The sequence below is a fragment of the Rhodocytophaga aerolata genome (assembly GCF_030503435.1).
In the GTDB taxonomy this organism is placed as follows: domain Bacteria; phylum Bacteroidota; class Bacteroidia; order Cytophagales; family 172606-1; genus Rhodocytophaga; species Rhodocytophaga aerolata.
Genome location: NZ_JAUKPO010000002.1, coordinates 333,124 through 348,352, shown reverse-complemented (window position 1 = coordinate 348,352; position 15,229 = coordinate 333,124). Strand labels below are relative to the sequence as shown.

General features: G+C 43.1%; 13 protein-coding genes. 5 read left to right on the top strand and 8 right to left on the bottom strand.

What is annotated here, in order from left to right:
• Nucleotides 1-48: 48 nt before the first annotated feature.
• The 4 genes from Q0590_RS05865 (at nt 49) to Q0590_RS05850 (ending at nt 4,343) form a co-directional block, all read left to right on the top strand.
• Nucleotides 49-924: an alpha/beta fold hydrolase gene (locus tag Q0590_RS05865; RefSeq protein WP_302036564.1), complete on the top strand. Its 876-nt coding sequence runs from the start codon at nt 49-51 to the stop codon at nt 922-924.
• Nucleotides 925-1,023: 99 nt separating this feature from the next.
• On the top strand, nt 1,024-1,767 hold the full coding sequence (locus Q0590_RS05860; protein WP_302036563.1) for an MBL fold metallo-hydrolase: 744 nt from the start codon (nt 1,024-1,026) through the stop codon (nt 1,765-1,767).
• Between the two features lie 276 nt (nt 1,768-2,043).
• Nucleotides 2,044-3,306: an asparagine synthetase B gene (locus tag Q0590_RS05855; protein ID WP_302036562.1), complete on the top strand. Its 1,263-nt coding sequence runs from the start codon at nt 2,044-2,046 to the stop codon at nt 3,304-3,306.
• A 230-nt stretch (nt 3,307-3,536) separates the two neighbouring features.
• Entirely contained in the window at nt 3,537-4,343 is an 807-nt protein-coding gene (locus Q0590_RS05850; RefSeq protein WP_302036561.1) for a hypothetical protein, read from the top strand.
• A 76-nt stretch (nt 4,344-4,419) separates the two neighbouring features.
• Here Q0590_RS05850 and malQ read toward each other — a convergent pair whose 3' ends face one another.
• The 7 genes from malQ to radA form a co-directional block, all read right to left on the bottom strand.
• Entirely contained in the window at nt 4,420-5,928 is a 1,509-nt protein-coding gene (gene malQ, locus Q0590_RS05845) for a 4-alpha-glucanotransferase (protein ID WP_302036560.1), read from the bottom strand.
• 451 nt (nt 5,929-6,379) lie between these two features.
• Nucleotides 6,380-7,300 carry a polysaccharide deacetylase family protein gene (locus Q0590_RS05840; protein WP_302036559.1) on the bottom strand — a complete coding sequence of 307 codons (921 nt, stop codon included), beginning with the start codon at nt 7,298-7,300 and terminating at the stop codon, nt 6,380-6,382.
• 141 nt (nt 7,301-7,441) lie between these two features.
• Nucleotides 7,442-8,143 carry a hypothetical protein gene (locus Q0590_RS05835; RefSeq protein WP_302036558.1) on the bottom strand — a complete coding sequence of 234 codons (702 nt, stop codon included), beginning with the start codon at nt 8,141-8,143 and terminating at the stop codon, nt 7,442-7,444.
• A 158-nt stretch (nt 8,144-8,301) separates the two neighbouring features.
• A complete protein-coding gene (locus tag Q0590_RS05830) occupies nt 8,302-8,910 on the bottom strand; it encodes a DUF2179 domain-containing protein (protein WP_302036557.1) in 609 nt (202 codons plus the stop codon).
• Between the two features lie 130 nt (nt 8,911-9,040).
• Nucleotides 9,041-9,454, bottom strand: a complete 414-nt coding sequence (locus tag Q0590_RS05825; protein WP_302036556.1) for a hypothetical protein — start codon at nt 9,452-9,454, stop codon at nt 9,041-9,043.
• 34 nt (nt 9,455-9,488) lie between these two features.
• Nucleotides 9,489-10,718 carry a sulfite oxidase gene (locus tag Q0590_RS05820; RefSeq protein ID WP_302036555.1) on the bottom strand — a complete coding sequence of 410 codons (1,230 nt, stop codon included), beginning with the start codon at nt 10,716-10,718 and terminating at the stop codon, nt 9,489-9,491.
• A 107-nt stretch (nt 10,719-10,825) separates the two neighbouring features.
• Nucleotides 10,826-12,202 carry a DNA repair protein RadA gene (gene radA / locus Q0590_RS05815; RefSeq protein WP_302036554.1) on the bottom strand — a complete coding sequence of 459 codons (1,377 nt, stop codon included), beginning with the start codon at nt 12,200-12,202 and terminating at the stop codon, nt 10,826-10,828.
• 90 nt (nt 12,203-12,292) lie between these two features.
• On the opposite strand from radA, the gene Q0590_RS05810 reads away from it, so the two are divergent.
• Nucleotides 12,293-12,946 (top strand): alpha/beta fold hydrolase, encoded by a 654-nt coding sequence (locus Q0590_RS05810; RefSeq protein ID WP_302036553.1) that lies wholly within the window; start codon nt 12,293-12,295, stop codon nt 12,944-12,946.
• A gap of 67 nt (nt 12,947-13,013) precedes the next feature.
• On the opposite strand, the gene dnaG is transcribed toward Q0590_RS05810, so the two are convergent.
• On the bottom strand, nt 13,014-15,002 hold the full coding sequence (gene dnaG, locus Q0590_RS05805) for a DNA primase (RefSeq protein WP_302036552.1): 1,989 nt from the start codon (nt 15,000-15,002) through the stop codon (nt 13,014-13,016).
• Nucleotides 15,003-15,229 lie beyond the last annotated feature (227 nt).

Sequence of the window (15,229 nt, the reverse complement as noted above, 5' to 3'; positions counted from 1 at the left end):
ATTATTTTGCTAAAGCCATAGAAAGCAGATATTTGTAGAAAAACATATATGGCTCCTCCATGGCTTGACACGTCTGCCTATCCGTTCCGGCCCCACTATTTTTCTGTAAACGGACACAAGTTGCACTACATAGACGAAGGGCAGGGTGAGTGCTTGTTGTTTGTTCATGGCACACCTTCCTGGAGTTTCGATTTCCGCAACGTAATAAAGGCGCTAATGCCAACCTACCGTTGCATCGCCATAGATCACCTGGGTTTCGGCCTGTCGGATAAGCCCGCCCATTACGACTACTCCACGCTCAATCACAGCCAGACGCTGGAAAAATTTATCCAGGAAAAACAATTAAATAGGATCACCCTTGTCGTGCATGATTTTGGCGGCCCTATTGGCTTGCATGCAGCCATGAATCATCCGGAAAAAATAGCTAACCTGATAATCTTGAATTCCTGGCTGTGGAGCAGTCAAGCAGATCCTGATTACCAGAAGATGAGCAAGTTTCTGAAAAGTCCCTTGCTACCTTTTTTGTACTTATATCTGAATTTTTCACCCAGATTTATTCTTCCTCAATCCTTTGGTGAGCATACACTAGCCAACGCAACCCTAAAACAGTTTACCAAACCTTTTGCTGCTAAATCGCAACGATATGGGGCATTGGCATTTGCCAGATCTCTCCTACATGATCAGCATTGGTTTGAGGAACTCTGGCATAAGAGGCATATTCTATCTAACAAACCAACGCTGTTGATATGGGGCATGAAAGATCCGGTAATTAAACCGCATAATCTGGATAAATTTGTGGCTGGCTTTCCACAGGCCAGGGTGGTAAAATTGGAAACCAGCGGACACTTTCCACAAGAAGAGCAGCCCCAAAAAGTTGCAGAAGCCATCGGGCAATTTATGCAAGAGAATTTATCCAGGAAGTAAGCCCGGATACTGAGTATACGATGATATACGAATTAACCGGTAATTCAACTGAGTAAACAAAAAACAACATTCAACTACTGAAAATAATCTAAAGAAACCATGCAAGTACATGTACTGGAAGTAAAATTTGGCTTTAATGGAAAAGAAGATACTCTGTATCCGGTGGTTTTACGAAAAGAGAAAGAAATGATGTTGGTGGACTGTGGCTACACAGGCTTTATGCCTATGATAGAGCAGGCTGCCAGTTTGCAAGGTTTATCATTGCAACACCTTACAGGTATACTTATAACCCATCACGATATAGACCATATGGGCGGATTAGCAGAGTTTAAAGAGAAATACCCGCAGGCAGTAATTTACTCGTCTGCAATAGAGCAGAAATACATTAGTGGAAAAGCAAAATCCTTGCGCTTACAGCAGGCGGAAGAGCTGTATCATACCCTTCCGGAAGACCAGAAAGCCGGTGCACAGTATTTTCAGGAGATGCTTAGAAAGATGCAAACCGTACCGGTGGATCGTACCTTGCCGGAAAACGCAAGCGAACTGTTTCTAGAAGAAGTTAGGATTATTCCTACACCTGGTCATATGCCTGGCCATATTTCTCTTTACCTAGAAGAAAGCCAGACACTAATTACCGCAGATGCAGTAGTATATGAAAATGATGAACTGGAAATAGCCAATCCGCACTTTACGCTTGATCTGCCGGCAGCAGTCAGGTCTGTTGAAAAACTTCAGCAGGTAGCTATCCGCAAACTTATTTGCTACCATGGGGGCATAGTGGAGCAAAACATTCAACAAAAATTACAAACCCTTCTACGTAAATATACCTCGTTTCTTGAGTGAAATAATAGCTAATCATCTACTTAACTTTAACTGGTAGGCGTAAAAACCCAGGGCTAACACAAACTCCCGGCAGTTATTCATTTTTAGAGCATATTCGGCTGATGTACAAATTAAATTTTGTATATTGATTGAATGTCTCAAGAGCCTATATATACAATGGCTGAACTAATCCATTCGTAAAATAGATACCCTGTAATGGTTCAGCCAGGGCAATTACAAAGTAAACCGTGCTCTTGCTACCAGCATATGTTCTCCGATCAGTAAACGTCTTTGCGTATGACCAGATGCCTCCTTCTTAGCCTGCTGGTAGTTTGCTTACAACTACCTAAAATTCAGGCTGCCCAGGTTCTTATCCCGATGGATAACACACAAAAAAACCACTTAAAATCGTATGGGGCTGCTTACTATATTTTACAGAATAGTGTAGAAATAGACTGGCTGCTGAATTACCGGGGAGGTAGTTTTGCTTTTAAACATTCTGTGCCGCTGGAAAAAGAACTATTGGTGCGGGGCATCTCTTACCAGGTATTGTCAGATGCAGAATACAACACTATTCTCACAGAAATTGCCAGCCCGGATGCAAATATGGATGTAATGAAGCTGGAAAAGGTACCCAAAATTGTAGTGTATTCACCCAAAATTAACCAGCCCTGGGACGATGCCGTTACCTTAGTGCTTACCTATGCAGAAATTCCCTACGACCGCGTGTATGATCAGGAAATCCTGGAAGGTAAATTACCTACCTACGACTGGTTGCATCTGCACCACGAAGATTTTACCGGGCAGTACGGAAAATCATACCGCCACCGGCACGAAGCATGGTTCCAGGCGCAGCAACAAGAGTCGGAGAGTCTGGCGGCTAAATACAACTTCACCAAAGTATCCCGCATGAAACTTGAGGTAGCCCGGAAAATCAAAGAGTTTGTATTGGGCGGAGGCTATATGTTTGCCATGTGTTCTGCCACGGAAACCTTTGACGTGGCCCTGGCATCCGATGGGGTAGATATTGTGGACGAGGCATGGGATGGCGATGGAATTGAGCCGCAGGCACAGCAGAAAATTGATTTCACTAAATCGTTTGCTTTTGAAAATTTTACCCTAAGTCTAGGTTCATACAACCGTGGATTCTCCAATATAGATAACAAAAGACATGAGCGGAGCCTCTATGAAGGCAACGACTTTTTTTCGCTTTTTACATTTTCTGCCAAATGGGACCCCGTTCCCAGTATGCTTACCCAGAACCACGAACATATGATCAAAGGGTTTATGGGACAGACCACTGCTTTTAAAAAGGCTTATGTTAAAGCATCGGCCGTTATTATGGGAGAAACGAAGGTAGAGAATGAAGCCAGGTATATCCATGGCACAATAGGCAAAGGTACCTGGACATTTTATGGCGGCCACGATCCGGAAGATTACTGGCACATGCCGGAAGAAGAATCCACAGACTTATCCCTGCATCCCAACTCGGCTGGCTACCGCTTAATTCTGAATAATATACTGTTTCCAGCCGCTAAAAAGAAGAAGCAAAAAACCTGATCAGCACTAGTGGCCACTACAAAAAATGCTAGAAACCAGATATGTCCTGTCGTTTAAGGGGCAACCGTTTACTAGTCAAAAAGCAAGGGTCTGCTCCCATACAGATGTGTAAAAATACAAGCTGTATAAAACAGAAAAATAACTCTATAAAAATCTAATTTTCAGTTAATTATATATAAAATATTTTTATAAAATTGGCACTTTTGCTGAACATTTTCTGTTGATATTATATGCAAAAACAAGTAGAGATGAATACAGAAAACAATCAGAAAATGGTAAAGAAAAGGGTCGAGAGTTACGACATTTCTAAGTCTGATGAGACAATGAATCTGGCAGTGGATCTGGCAAAATTCATTAAGGAGAACAAACTGTTTCATAACATCCAGGGAAAAGAGTTTGTAAATGTGGAAGGTTGGCAATATGCTGGTTCCCGCCTGGGAATTCTGCCTATTGTAGAAGAGCTCACCAATATCAGCGACGAGCATGAAATGAAGTACCAGGCCAAAGTAAAACTGCTGAACCTGCGTACCGAACAAATTGTGGGTTCAGGCTTTGCCATCTGTAGCAATAAAGAGTCAGGTAAAAAATATTATCAGGAATTTGCCATTGCTTCTATGGCTCAAACCAGGGCTATTGGTAAAGCTTACCGGAATATACTTGCCTGGATAATCCGTGCAGCCGGTTATGAGCCAACACCTGCGGAAGAAATGGATTATTTGTCTACACCTGCTGATGCATCTAAAGCTTCTACGCAACGTTCGCAAGCTGCCCCGGTAGCTGCAGAACCTATAGCTGCTGAAGTACAACAGCCCAAGGTAGTGGCTCAGGACGATGCTACCCAAAAGCCGGCTACTACCAAGCAGAAAGCTGAAATTCTGCTGTTGCTCAATAATGAGGTAGTAACTGCCGAAGAAAAAGAGAAGATGGTGAGCAGCATTAACAAACTTGATTTTGAAAGGGCCGAAAAAGCCATTGCAAAACTCAAGCGGGTAATTGCCGAACGCCGCAGCCAGGATATAGACGATGTAGCCGCTTAATAAACAAAAAATCCGCAGCCCAAACTGCGGATTTTTTGTTTAATGTTTTTTCAATAAAATCATTTTACATGATCTTTTAAGCCCTGCCAAATAGTTCGGTAACGGATGCCAGATTATGAGCCATCCCTTGATCTAACAGGTCAGGAGCCAATCGCCATCCCCAGTTGCTGCTGGCAGTACCAGGCGTATTCATACGAGCCGTATTATCCAGGTTTAAGATATCCTGCACTGGCATAATAGCTGTTTTTGCTACCGACATCATGGCCAGCCGGATAAATTGATTCGCAATATTCCGTTCGGTTACTTCGCAACCAAGGTAGGCTTCAAGCCGCTGGCGGGTAGCTTTATCGGCATCTTTACTGAACCAGCCCCGTACCGTATCATTATCATGCGTACCAGTATATACCAGACAGTTCTCTACATGGTTATGTGGCGCATAGGGATTATGGCTGATGCCTTCGCCAAAGGCAAATAATAATACTTTCATTCCCGGAAAGTTATTCCGTTGCATAAATCCGCTTACTTCTGCTGTAACAATCCCTAAATCTTCAGCGATAATAGGTAGATAAGGATAATGCTTAAATAAGGTCTGGAAGAAATCGTCAGCCGGGGCTTTAATCCAGCTACCATTAATAGCTGTTTTTTCACCAGCATCCACTTCCCAATAGGCCACAAATCCCAGAAAATGATCCAGGCGCACCATGTCGAACAGGCGGATGTTATGGCCTACCCGTTTTACCCACCAATCATACTGAGTATGTTGTAGCTTTTCCCAATCATATACTGGGTTACCCCACAATTGCCCGGTTTCGCTGAAATAATCGGGTGGGACGCCAGCTACGGCAAACGGTTTTTTATCTAAGTCAAGTTTAAATATATTGGGGTTTGCCCATACATCTGAACTCTGGTATTGTACATAAATAGGAAGGTCGCCTATAAAATGGATACCCCGTTCGTTACAATATTTTTTCAATGCAAACCATTGTCTGGCAAATAAGTATTGTAAAAATTTCTCTTTGCGAATTTTGTCTGCCAGCAGGTGTGCATATTCTGCTATACCCTGAGGTGTGCGGTTCTTAATCGAATCTGGCCACTCCCGCCACGGCAAGTAATTGAAATGTAGCGTAAGGGGGTAAAACAAAGCAAAGTCGTCCAGCCAGCTTTGGTTTTCTGCACAAAAAGATTCGTAGGCTTGCAGCTCAACATGCGAGGCATGCGTAAAAAACCGTTCATAGGCTTTGTGCAGCAAGGGTTCTTTATACTGGCGCACGGCAGTAAAATCTACTTGTGAGCTTGGAAAACGGGGCACCTCCGTCAGGTCGCTACTCGAGAGTAAACCTTCCTGCACCAGAAACTCCAGGCTAATAAGCAGGGTATTGCCAGCAAAGGCAGAAGCACTGCTGTAAGGCGAATTACCTAAGCCTTCTTCAATAGGCGTAAGTGGCAAAATTTGCCAGTAGGTTTGCCTGGCCGCCGCCAGAAAGTCTGCAAAACGGTAGGCTTCCGGGCCAAGATCGCCAATTCCATGGGCAGAAGGCAGGGAGGTAATATGCAACAACAGGCCACTAGCTCTTTTATTCAGCATAAGCAATACGAATTAATTGAATGAGCAAACATACAGATTTTAATTACTGACTGTATACGAGATTGGGAAGTGAAGTTTAGATTTCTCCAGGCTTTTTGCAAAATTCACCACGAAAAATAGCAGATTTTTAAATTCCTATACACAGAAACGTTGGTTCCTTTTTCTTTTGCCCAGCGTAATATAAGAAACACGTAATACTAGAAAATGAAAACAAGTGTAAATTTGGTGTGAAACTTTTTAAAAGAAAATTCAAAAAAGTATAACCTTTCAGAAAAGCTACCCGTATAATTCAACATACTACGGCAAATAATTAGCTCAAGTTTGATTATTTATCGTACAAAGCATTACAGAAGTTGGAAAGGAGTAAGTATTGGAAAATTTCTGTAATGCTTTTTCCATTTGCAGAACAGAACCGCACAGATCACATGATTTGTGCGGTTTTTATTTTTTACTAGTTGCTTGGTCTTTTCATTTGATTTATTCCGTTATTAGCCATTAAGTCTTTGTAAGTAAGAACAGTTACTTTATCAGTAATAACTTTTTTGAATTGAGGCGAACGCAGAATTCGTAGTTCTGTTTCCCGTTGTTTGCTCATTTGTTTTACACCCCCAGCATTAGCATCGTGCAGGGCGTCCATTTCCGGACTTTGCAAACCCAGGTGCATTACCATCAGGTATGTTTTTCCGGATTCTAATTTATTGATGGCTGCAATCAGGCTGTCTGGCTGCTGCTCAAATGGGATTGCCGAAAAGCCTTTCATGTTTTCTTCAGCGAAATAACGGGATATACCTAGTTTATATTCTTTCGCCAGTTTTTCTACCAATTCTCTTTGCTCATGGCTGTATAGTCCGGCTCCCATGTGGTTATCCAGGTAATCTATTTTCAGGCCGGAAGCTAACGCCCGTTCAATCTGTGCCCGGAATTCGGTTTCTATTTCCCCGATTTCCGGATTGCGGCGAATAAGGTCGCCAGGCGTGGGGTAAAAATAGCCTAGGCTATCTACCAGGCTGGGCACCACTGTTTTGCCGGATATAGGGCCCCAGCGGTAATTTTTCCATTCTGAGCCCAACGTGAGATGTATACCTACAGAAACATGGGGTTTATTCTTTAAAATCTCTACGGCCTCCTGGTACCAGGGGCAGGCAAACATAACGGAAGCAGAGAAGGGAATACCTGTTTCAATCATTTGTTTAGTTGCCATATTTACTGCATGGCACATCCCGACATCGTCGCAACGGATAATCAGTCTGGGTTTGTTGGCTGCTACAGGAGGTTGAAATGAGGAAGTTAGGAATGCCGTGCCTGCCAGCAAAAACCACAGAATGACAGGCATAGCCAATATAAATTTAGTCGTGTACGCAGGGTTTTTCATGTATTGGATGTTTATGTCCAATAAAGCAATTATCTGGCTAAGGGTCAATAGGGAACAACTTACGTTTAGGTAAAATCTGTATATAAAATAAAAGGCGAGAAAACAATTTCCCCGCCCTTCTAAGATGGATACTATCGGATGTTAGGCATTTACTTTCTGGTTTTGCACATGGGCAACCATATACAGGTATTGCGCCAGGAAGAAGGCACCAATGGCACAACTCACATGCCATAGCCAGTGTGTACCCATGGGCAGCCATACAAAAGGAGTGTCTATCTGCCTGAATATCAAGGAAAATATAAAAAAAGCGGAAGCTATAATAATAATCAGCACACCCTTGTAATTAGTTTTAAGCAAGAGTAAGAAGGCCGGTACAAACATCATCACACCAGTAACAAAATACGAAAGATTCAGGATGGTTTGCTGGCCAAAGGCTATCTGGTAAATGAATATGCGTAACGTAATGTAGGCAATAGCCACCAGAGCCACATACACCCACTGCTCTAATACCTTCCACCAGAAATATAAAATGACAGAAAACGTAAGCAGGGCAATAGGAAGCACATCCATCAGCAAAAAGAATTCTGAGTTACGGAACGCATGATAAATGGTGCTGCCAATGCCCCCAAGTGTAAGCAATGGCATACAGGCCATCAGAAATGGATAGTCTTTATAATGATTGCGTAGCTTGAAAAACCAATAAATAACTGGCAATAGAAAGGTAAGGGAAGAATACGCATTCCAGGGTTCTGCGACTAAATTTGTTAAATCTGTTTCCGCATAAATAGGTCCACCGTCTGCAGGAATTCCTTCAGCAAGGTGCAGTAAAATCTGTAAAAACATAGATAAAGAATACTTGTAAAGCAGGTAAAGCTCCGGCAGGAGCTAAGATTCTACCAATAAAGTTCAACTGTAAGAAAAACGAATATCTGCCGGTAAGGTTCCTGTTTTTTGAGAGATAGCTAATAACTTGTTAGAAATGAGCTATATAAATATATAATTTATCTTCTTTTTAAATTGGTTAAGAAAGAGAATAATCCTCCTTTATCACCGATCATGGCATAGTTGGCCGGCTGACTGGCATAGCGGACAGATTCTACCGTGTAAAAAGCATTCGGGTTAAAGGTTGTAATAATGCTAAGCAGTTCTGGCAGGTCCTGGCGTTGCACAACTGAGAAGATTAGTTTTACATTTTCACGTTTGCCTTCTCCTTCTACATAGGTAAAACCAAACTTGGTAGACCGTAAATAATCAATCAGGTCGGTGGCTTCCCGGCGGGTAATTACCTGCACTACTACCTTGCCTAAAGCTAATTTTTCTTCTATGGTCATCCCCAGGAAAATACCGGAAGCAAAACCAGCTGCATACGCAATATAGCAATAGACATTCGTCAGATTCTGCATAATGGTGCTAATGGCAACCAGCCATATCAGCGATTCAAAAATGCCCACCACGGGAGCTAAATTTCTTCTTCCGCTCATCACAAATATTTGCCTCAACGTAGAAAGGCTTACATCGCACATGCGTGAGCAGTAAATAACAAGCGGTAAAAACACTAGTTGGTATGTTTCTTTACTAATACCCAGCGTTTCGGTAAAAAAAGTTTCCATGAACTACTACAGGAGTTTGCGGCGTCCAAGTAACTAAAAATAGCTGACAAGTTTACACTTTACCTTGCAAATAAACAGACGAACAAACCATAGGCTTAATTAACATGAGGATGTATTTGTCTAATGGTCACTACTCATCTAACTTGTACCATTCAATATTGGTAAGCGGAGTTCTGCGGGCGGGTACCTTGTTACTGGCACTAGCCGGAGAATAATGCTTTTCCAAGTAATCTAATATCAATTTTTCTGATTCGCCCAGGTTCCAGAGGTTATGGTATTGCTGCATCCAGCGGATTTTTCCTACCCAGCCCTCCCTGGTAAACCGGTGTTGCCCAATGAGTTTGGTAGAATGGCAGCCCGTACAATTGGCTCTTATCAATGGCAGGTGCTCGTCAATAATTAACCCGGTAGCTTCATCTACTTTTAGTGTATCTGTTACCCACCTAGCAGATGTCCGCGGATTAAGTTCAGTTGCCTGGGAAGCATCTTTAAAACTAGCCAGTCCGGTAAAAAGCATAGCCAACAAAATAACAAATTTCCACATGGTTTTTAATCTACAAAAGTTCTGATGAAATCTATTATACTACTTTTACAGCTATGCGGTGGCAGGCATTGTTCAGATACCCGCCGGGGTTCCAGCTCGGAATCAGCATCGGCTGCATGATACCTTTGCTGTCAGTAGCCTTTGCCCATACTTCATAATAACCCTTTGTTGGGAACTCCACCTCTGCAGACCAATGTTGCCAGGCCAGGCGGTTTTTGGGTGCTTCCAGTTTACAGGCTTGCCAGGTAGCTCCAAAGTCAATAGAAGTATGCATTTCTTTTACCTCCAGATCGCCCGCCCAGGCATGTCCCCTTAAGATAAGTTTTTTTCCAGAGTCCAGCAGAGCACCTGTTTTCGGATAAGTAATTAAGGAGCGTACCGGCATAGACTCAATGATGCGGAAATTTTCAGGCGTTTCAGCTAGTTTTTCACCAGGCTCCAGATGTACAACCGGTACCCGGTAACTATGGCCATCCATTTTGGCCCCGTCATGTTCTTTGTTGCGTACAGCAAGGGTATGCAGCCATTTTCCGGAAACAGAAGCCGGCCAACCACCTATTACTAAACGCAACGGAAAGCCATGAATCAAGGGAATATCTTTTCCGTTTACTGCCCAGGCCACCAGGGTTTCATCTTCTAAGGCTTTCTTAATAGGAACTCCTCTGGATATAGCTACTTTCGATGGATCGCGGCTCAAGTGGCTGTCTTTGCCATAATAACCAATGTACACGGCATCGTCTTTCAACCCTACATCCGCCAGAATATCTTTGAGCCGCACCCCAGTCCATTCGGCACAACTGATGGCTCCCTGGTCCCACTGATTACCGGAAGTTTGCGGCTGAAAACCAGACCGGCCATTGCCGCCACATTCCAATACCAGCTGGTAAGTATAGGTCTTAAACCGTTTCTTCAGGTCTGTAATTTTATAGGTTTTGGGTTTATTTACCGACTCTCCATTAATTGTTAAGGTCCAGGTAGCTGCGTTAATAGATGCTTCAGGAGCTAAGCCGTTGTTGCGGATAAACATTTTCTCTACTGGCGTAATGGCATCATCCAGTAAATGAGGGGGTGTTTCTACGTTCCAGGGTTTATCACTTAAGATGATCATTTCCGGACTTTTTCCGGCCAATGGATCTTCTAACAAAAGGGGTGTATAATGGCGGGGCATATTTCCGGCAAAAACAATTTCTACGCCTGCTATACCAGCTAAAGCGGCTAATGCACTTTTTTTTAGAAATCCCCGCCTGTCGTGTATCTGTTTCATGTATTAATATGACCTGAGTTTGGCAAAATAAACATAAAGTTAGTAGGCAAAAAATGTATTAGACTAAATAAATAGCCCACCAGCACATCAACCCATTGGCTGTTTCTTTAACTACTCAGAATCTGGGCAAAAATCTCTTCCAGTTTAGCTACGGCATGCACGCGTATGTTGAACTGTTTAAAATCCAGACCTTTGGTATTGTATTTTGAAATATATATTTCCTTAAAGCCCAGTTTTTCCGCTTCCGATATGCGGTTTTCTATCCGGTTAACGGCCCGTACTTCCCCTCCCAAGCCTACTTCTGCGGCAAAACAAGTCGTATGGGGAATACTGATATCCTCATACGAAGACACAATGGATGCACAAACGGCCAGGTCAATCGCCGGATCTTCTACTTTCAGACCACCGGCTATGTTCAGAAACACATCTTGCACGCCTAAGCGGATACCGCCGCGTTTTTCCAGTACTGCCAGTAGCATATTCAATCGTTTGGCATCAAAGCCAGTGCTGCTCCGCTGCGGAGTTCCATAGGTTGCCGGACTTACCAGCGATTGAATTTCTATTAATAGAGGCCGGTTGCCTTCCAGCATGGCGCCAATGGTAGAGCCACTTAGTTCTTCTTCCCGCTGCGAAATCAGAATTTCAGAAGGGTTGCTGACCTCCCGTAAACCAGAACCCTGCATTTCGTAAATGCCTAGCTCAGACGTAGAACCAAAGCGGTTTTTGGTGGTACGCAGAATCCGATAAGCCATGTGGCGGTCTCCTTCAAATTGCAATACGGTGTCTACCATGTGTTCCAGTACTTTGGGACCAGCCAGGGTTCCTTCTTTGGTAATATGGCCGATCATAAATACAGGCGTACCACTTTCTTTGGCATATTTCATCAGCTCTGCTGTACATTCCCGCACCTGCGATACACTCCCTGCTGCCGATTCAATCAGGTTAGATTGCAGTGTCTGAATGGAGTCTATTACCAAAATATCCGGCTCAAATTGCTCAATTTGCTTGAAAATGTTATGCGTTGAGGTTTCGGATAGAATGAAGCAATTGTCGCCTTTGGTAGTCATCCGTTCCGCCCGCATTTTAATCTGCTGCTCACTTTCTTCCCCGGATACATACAGCACCCGGCTAGGCAGACTTAAGGCAATTTGCAGCATGAGGGTAGATTTACCAATGCCCGGTTCACCACCAATTAATACCATAGAGCCAGGTACAATACCGCCGCCCAGCACCCGGTTGAGCTCTTTATCTTTGGTAATGGTGCGGGGCTGCTCGCTATAGGTAATTTCAGTAATGGCCTTTGGCTTGTTCAGTACTTTTTGTGTAGTACTTACCCGCCACGATCCTTTTTCATTCTTATCTTCTTTTTCTATCAGCTCTTCTACAAAGGTATTCCAATCGCCGCAGGAAGGGCAGCGGCCCAGCCATTTAGGGGACTGATGCCCACAGTTCTGACAGAAATACGTTGTTTTAACTTTCGCCATGTAGTTGTATGTAATGGGAGAATCTTGTAATAGTAGAAATCTCTATAGATAAAATGCTTAATTTACACAGATAGTTCTGTAAAGGGAAACATGCAAAAAATATATTTATTCTCCGGCCTGGGGGCAGATAAGCGGGTTTTTGAACGGCTAACTCTATCCGGCGAACGAGTGTATATTGATTGGCTTACTCCCCTTCCGGATGAAAGTTTACAACAGTATGCAAAGCGGTTAATGGAAGCAAATGCTATAGAAAGCAACCAGATTTTGCTGGGTGTATCGTTTGGAGGAATGGTGGCTACAGAGCTGGCAAAAATACTTCAGGTAAAGCAGGTAATTCTCATTTCCAGTGTGCAGCATCGGCAGGCTATCCCTAGGCTTTTCTCCTTAGCAGACTATCTGCATGTATACAAGTGGTTGCCCTATGCTCTACTAAAGAAGCCCAATCCATTTCTCCGGTTTGCCTTCAGCCCTATTTCGGATGAAGACTATGTGCTGTTAAAGAAGATTGTAGCCGATACAAATAGTATATTTTTAGAATGGGCAATCAAACAAATACTATTGTGGCGTAATGCAATGCCTGTAGATAACCTGGTGCATATTCATGGAACAGCCGATAAGCTGTTTCCTTTCAGCAACACACCCCATACCATTGCTATACCTAAAGGAGGCCATTTTATGATTCACAACCGGGCAGATGAAATAAGTGAGATAATCCAGAGAAAGCTTGCAGAGAAGATTGTCTAAGAGTAGTAGATGCGCATTTATTCTGTTTAGTATATTTTCACATCCTCACATTTTCAAATTTAAAATTCTACCTCACAATATTTCCTAAATAGCCAGCTATTTGTTTTTCTATTTCTTTGAGTTGCATATGAATACGCATAACCCTTTCTTGCTCTGCCTCAGTATGGGCTGAGGCAAAGCTTTTTAGGTTGGCGGTTATTTTATCCTGTACAATGCGTTGCTTTAGCCGCAGAATATTCGTAAACGCCGCATGGGAAAGCATGTCTTTCTCTTTAGGAATAAATATCTGGTACTTATTCTCCCAGTTTTCACTGATCTCATATTTGTTTGCCAGCAGGTTAATGGCTTCTGCTTGTATAGCCGCATCCCAGTGACGAACAAAGTAATCGGCTCCTACAATATTGCCCATCCGTAGTTGATTTTTAATGGTTTCCAGGATGCGGCTGTAGATGGGTGTCTGAAATTCAATGCCGTCAATTTCGGCAAGGATGTAATCGCAAAGCTTATTGTGCTCATCTATCGGGGCATCTGCATAACTGATCAGCATCCGGATAATTTCTTCTTCCCGGTAAGCCATCGGATTTTTTTGTGGAACAGCAGCTACTTCCTCTACTGGCTCCGGCATATCAAAGTCGGGAGGCGGCAGTACCCCTTCCGGAAAGAAAACATCCGCATCCGGATACACTTCCCTGCCAGGTGACTTTTTGTGCTCCCGGTCTTTCTGATGCTTTTTTTCTTTATCCAGAACCTGTTTTTTCAGAATCTGGTTGCTTTCCACAATCAACGTGCCTTCATCCATCTGCAGCAATCCGGCTGTTTGCTTAAAGAATACCGCCCGCTTAATTGGATCAGGAATTTTGGTAATGCTTTCAACTACTTCTTTAATGATGCCTGCTTTCTTAAAGGGGTCATTGGCCGCTTCATCCAGGTAAAGCTTGGTTTTGAAGGTAATAAAGTCGGTGCTGTTTTTCTTGATAAAATCTTTAAAAGCCTGGGCACCAATTTTCCGCACATAACTATCGGGGTCGTCATTATCCGGAAATACCGCTACTTTCACATTCAAGCCTTCTTCCAGAATCATGTCGGTGCCCCGCAAAGAGGCTTTAATACCGGCCGCATCCCCATCATACAAAACTGTGATATTCTGCGTGTAACGGCCAATCAGGCGGATTTGCTCAATGGTAAGGGAAGTACCGGAGGAAGCTACTACGTTGTTTACACCTGCCTGGTGCAGCGAAATAACATCCGTATAGCCTTCTACCAGGTAACACGTATCTTCCTGGCGAATGGCATTTTTGGCCTGAAATAAGCCGTATAGAATATGGCTTTTGTGGTAAACGTCTGTTTCCGGAGAGTTGAGGTACTTTGGCTGGTTCTTATCTGGCTTCAGAATACGGGCCCCAAAAGCTACTACTTTACCAGATACATTATGAATCGGAAAAACTACCCGGCCCCGGAAGCGGTCAAATTGTTTGCCTTCTTTGCGGATAAGTAAACCGGCTTTATCCAGAATATCCGGATTGTAGCCTTTGGCAATGGCTTCTTTAGAGAAATGGTCCCAGTTATCCAGACTATAGCCCAGTTCAAATTCTTTGATGGTATTTTCCTTAAAGCCGCGTTCTTTAAAATAACTTAAGCCAACTGCCTGCCCTTCATCCTGGTTCCAGAGCAGGTTCTGGTAATAATTTTTGGCATAGTTCAGTACAATATATAAGCTTTCTTTTTCCTGTTGCTGCTGAACCTGTGTATCGGTAATGGCTTCTGGTTCCGGAATATCTATGTTGTACTTCTTTGCCAGATACCGCAGTGCCTCCACATAGCCCAGACTTTCAATATCCATAATGAAGCGGATAGAATCGCCAGCCTTGCCGCAGCCAAAACATTTGTAGATGCCTTTTGCCGGAGAAACAGAAAAAGAAGGTGTTTTTTCATTATGAAAAGGACAGCAAGCCATCATATTCTGCCCCTTTTTTTTTAAGGTAACAAAATCGCCAACTACCTCTACAATGTCGGCCGTCTGCTGGATCTGTGCTATAATATCGTCGCTTATTCTCATCCTTTGCCGTACTTATTTCACGTTGAAACTACTTTTTATACCTTTGTTACAGGCCCAAACCCGCTGATTTTCTGTAAGTCTGCACTTCTGCTGGTTGCACAGTAATTTTTTTGGTAAATTTGAGCCAAAGGTTCATTTATTTTGTTTACCTAAAAAGCTTTCCTCCGGTTGAACAAGTTTTTTTGATGTACCGGAGTGGAAAGACATATGGCTGGTATGCATTTTTA

What these genes read in the sequence shown, in the direction of transcription:
- Q0590_RS05865 (WP_302036564.1), top strand. Translation starts at nt 49, where the DNA reads ATGGCTCCTCCATGGCTTGACACGTCTGCCTATCCGTTCCGGCCCCAC.
- Q0590_RS05860 (WP_302036563.1), top strand. Translation starts at nt 1,024, where the DNA reads ATGCAAGTACATGTACTGGAAGTAAAATTTGGCTTTAATGGAAAAGAA.
- Q0590_RS05855 (WP_302036562.1), top strand. Translation starts at nt 2,044, where the DNA reads ATGACCAGATGCCTCCTTCTTAGCCTGCTGGTAGTTTGCTTACAACTA.
- Q0590_RS05850 (WP_302036561.1), top strand. Translation starts at nt 3,537, where the DNA reads ATGCAAAAACAAGTAGAGATGAATACAGAAAACAATCAGAAAATGGTA.
- malQ (WP_302036560.1), bottom strand. Translation starts at nt 5,928, where the DNA reads ATGCTGAATAAAAGAGCTAGTGGCCTGTTGTTGCATATTACCTCCCTG.
- Q0590_RS05840 (WP_302036559.1), bottom strand. Translation starts at nt 7,300, where the DNA reads ATGAAAAACCCTGCGTACACGACTAAATTTATATTGGCTATGCCTGTC.
- Q0590_RS05835 (WP_302036558.1), bottom strand. Translation starts at nt 8,143, where the DNA reads ATGTTTTTACAGATTTTACTGCACCTTGCTGAAGGAATTCCTGCAGAC.
- Q0590_RS05830 (WP_302036557.1), bottom strand. Translation starts at nt 8,910, where the DNA reads ATGGAAACTTTTTTTACCGAAACGCTGGGTATTAGTAAAGAAACATAC.
- Q0590_RS05825 (WP_302036556.1), bottom strand. Translation starts at nt 9,454, where the DNA reads ATGTGGAAATTTGTTATTTTGTTGGCTATGCTTTTTACCGGACTGGCT.
- Q0590_RS05820 (WP_302036555.1), bottom strand. Translation starts at nt 10,718, where the DNA reads ATGAAACAGATACACGACAGGCGGGGATTTCTAAAAAAAAGTGCATTA.
- radA (WP_302036554.1), bottom strand. Translation starts at nt 12,202, where the DNA reads ATGGCGAAAGTTAAAACAACGTATTTCTGTCAGAACTGTGGGCATCAG.
- Q0590_RS05810 (WP_302036553.1), top strand. Translation starts at nt 12,293, where the DNA reads ATGCAAAAAATATATTTATTCTCCGGCCTGGGGGCAGATAAGCGGGTT.
- dnaG (WP_302036552.1), bottom strand. Translation starts at nt 15,002, where the DNA reads ATGAGAATAAGCGACGATATTATAGCACAGATCCAGCAGACGGCCGAC.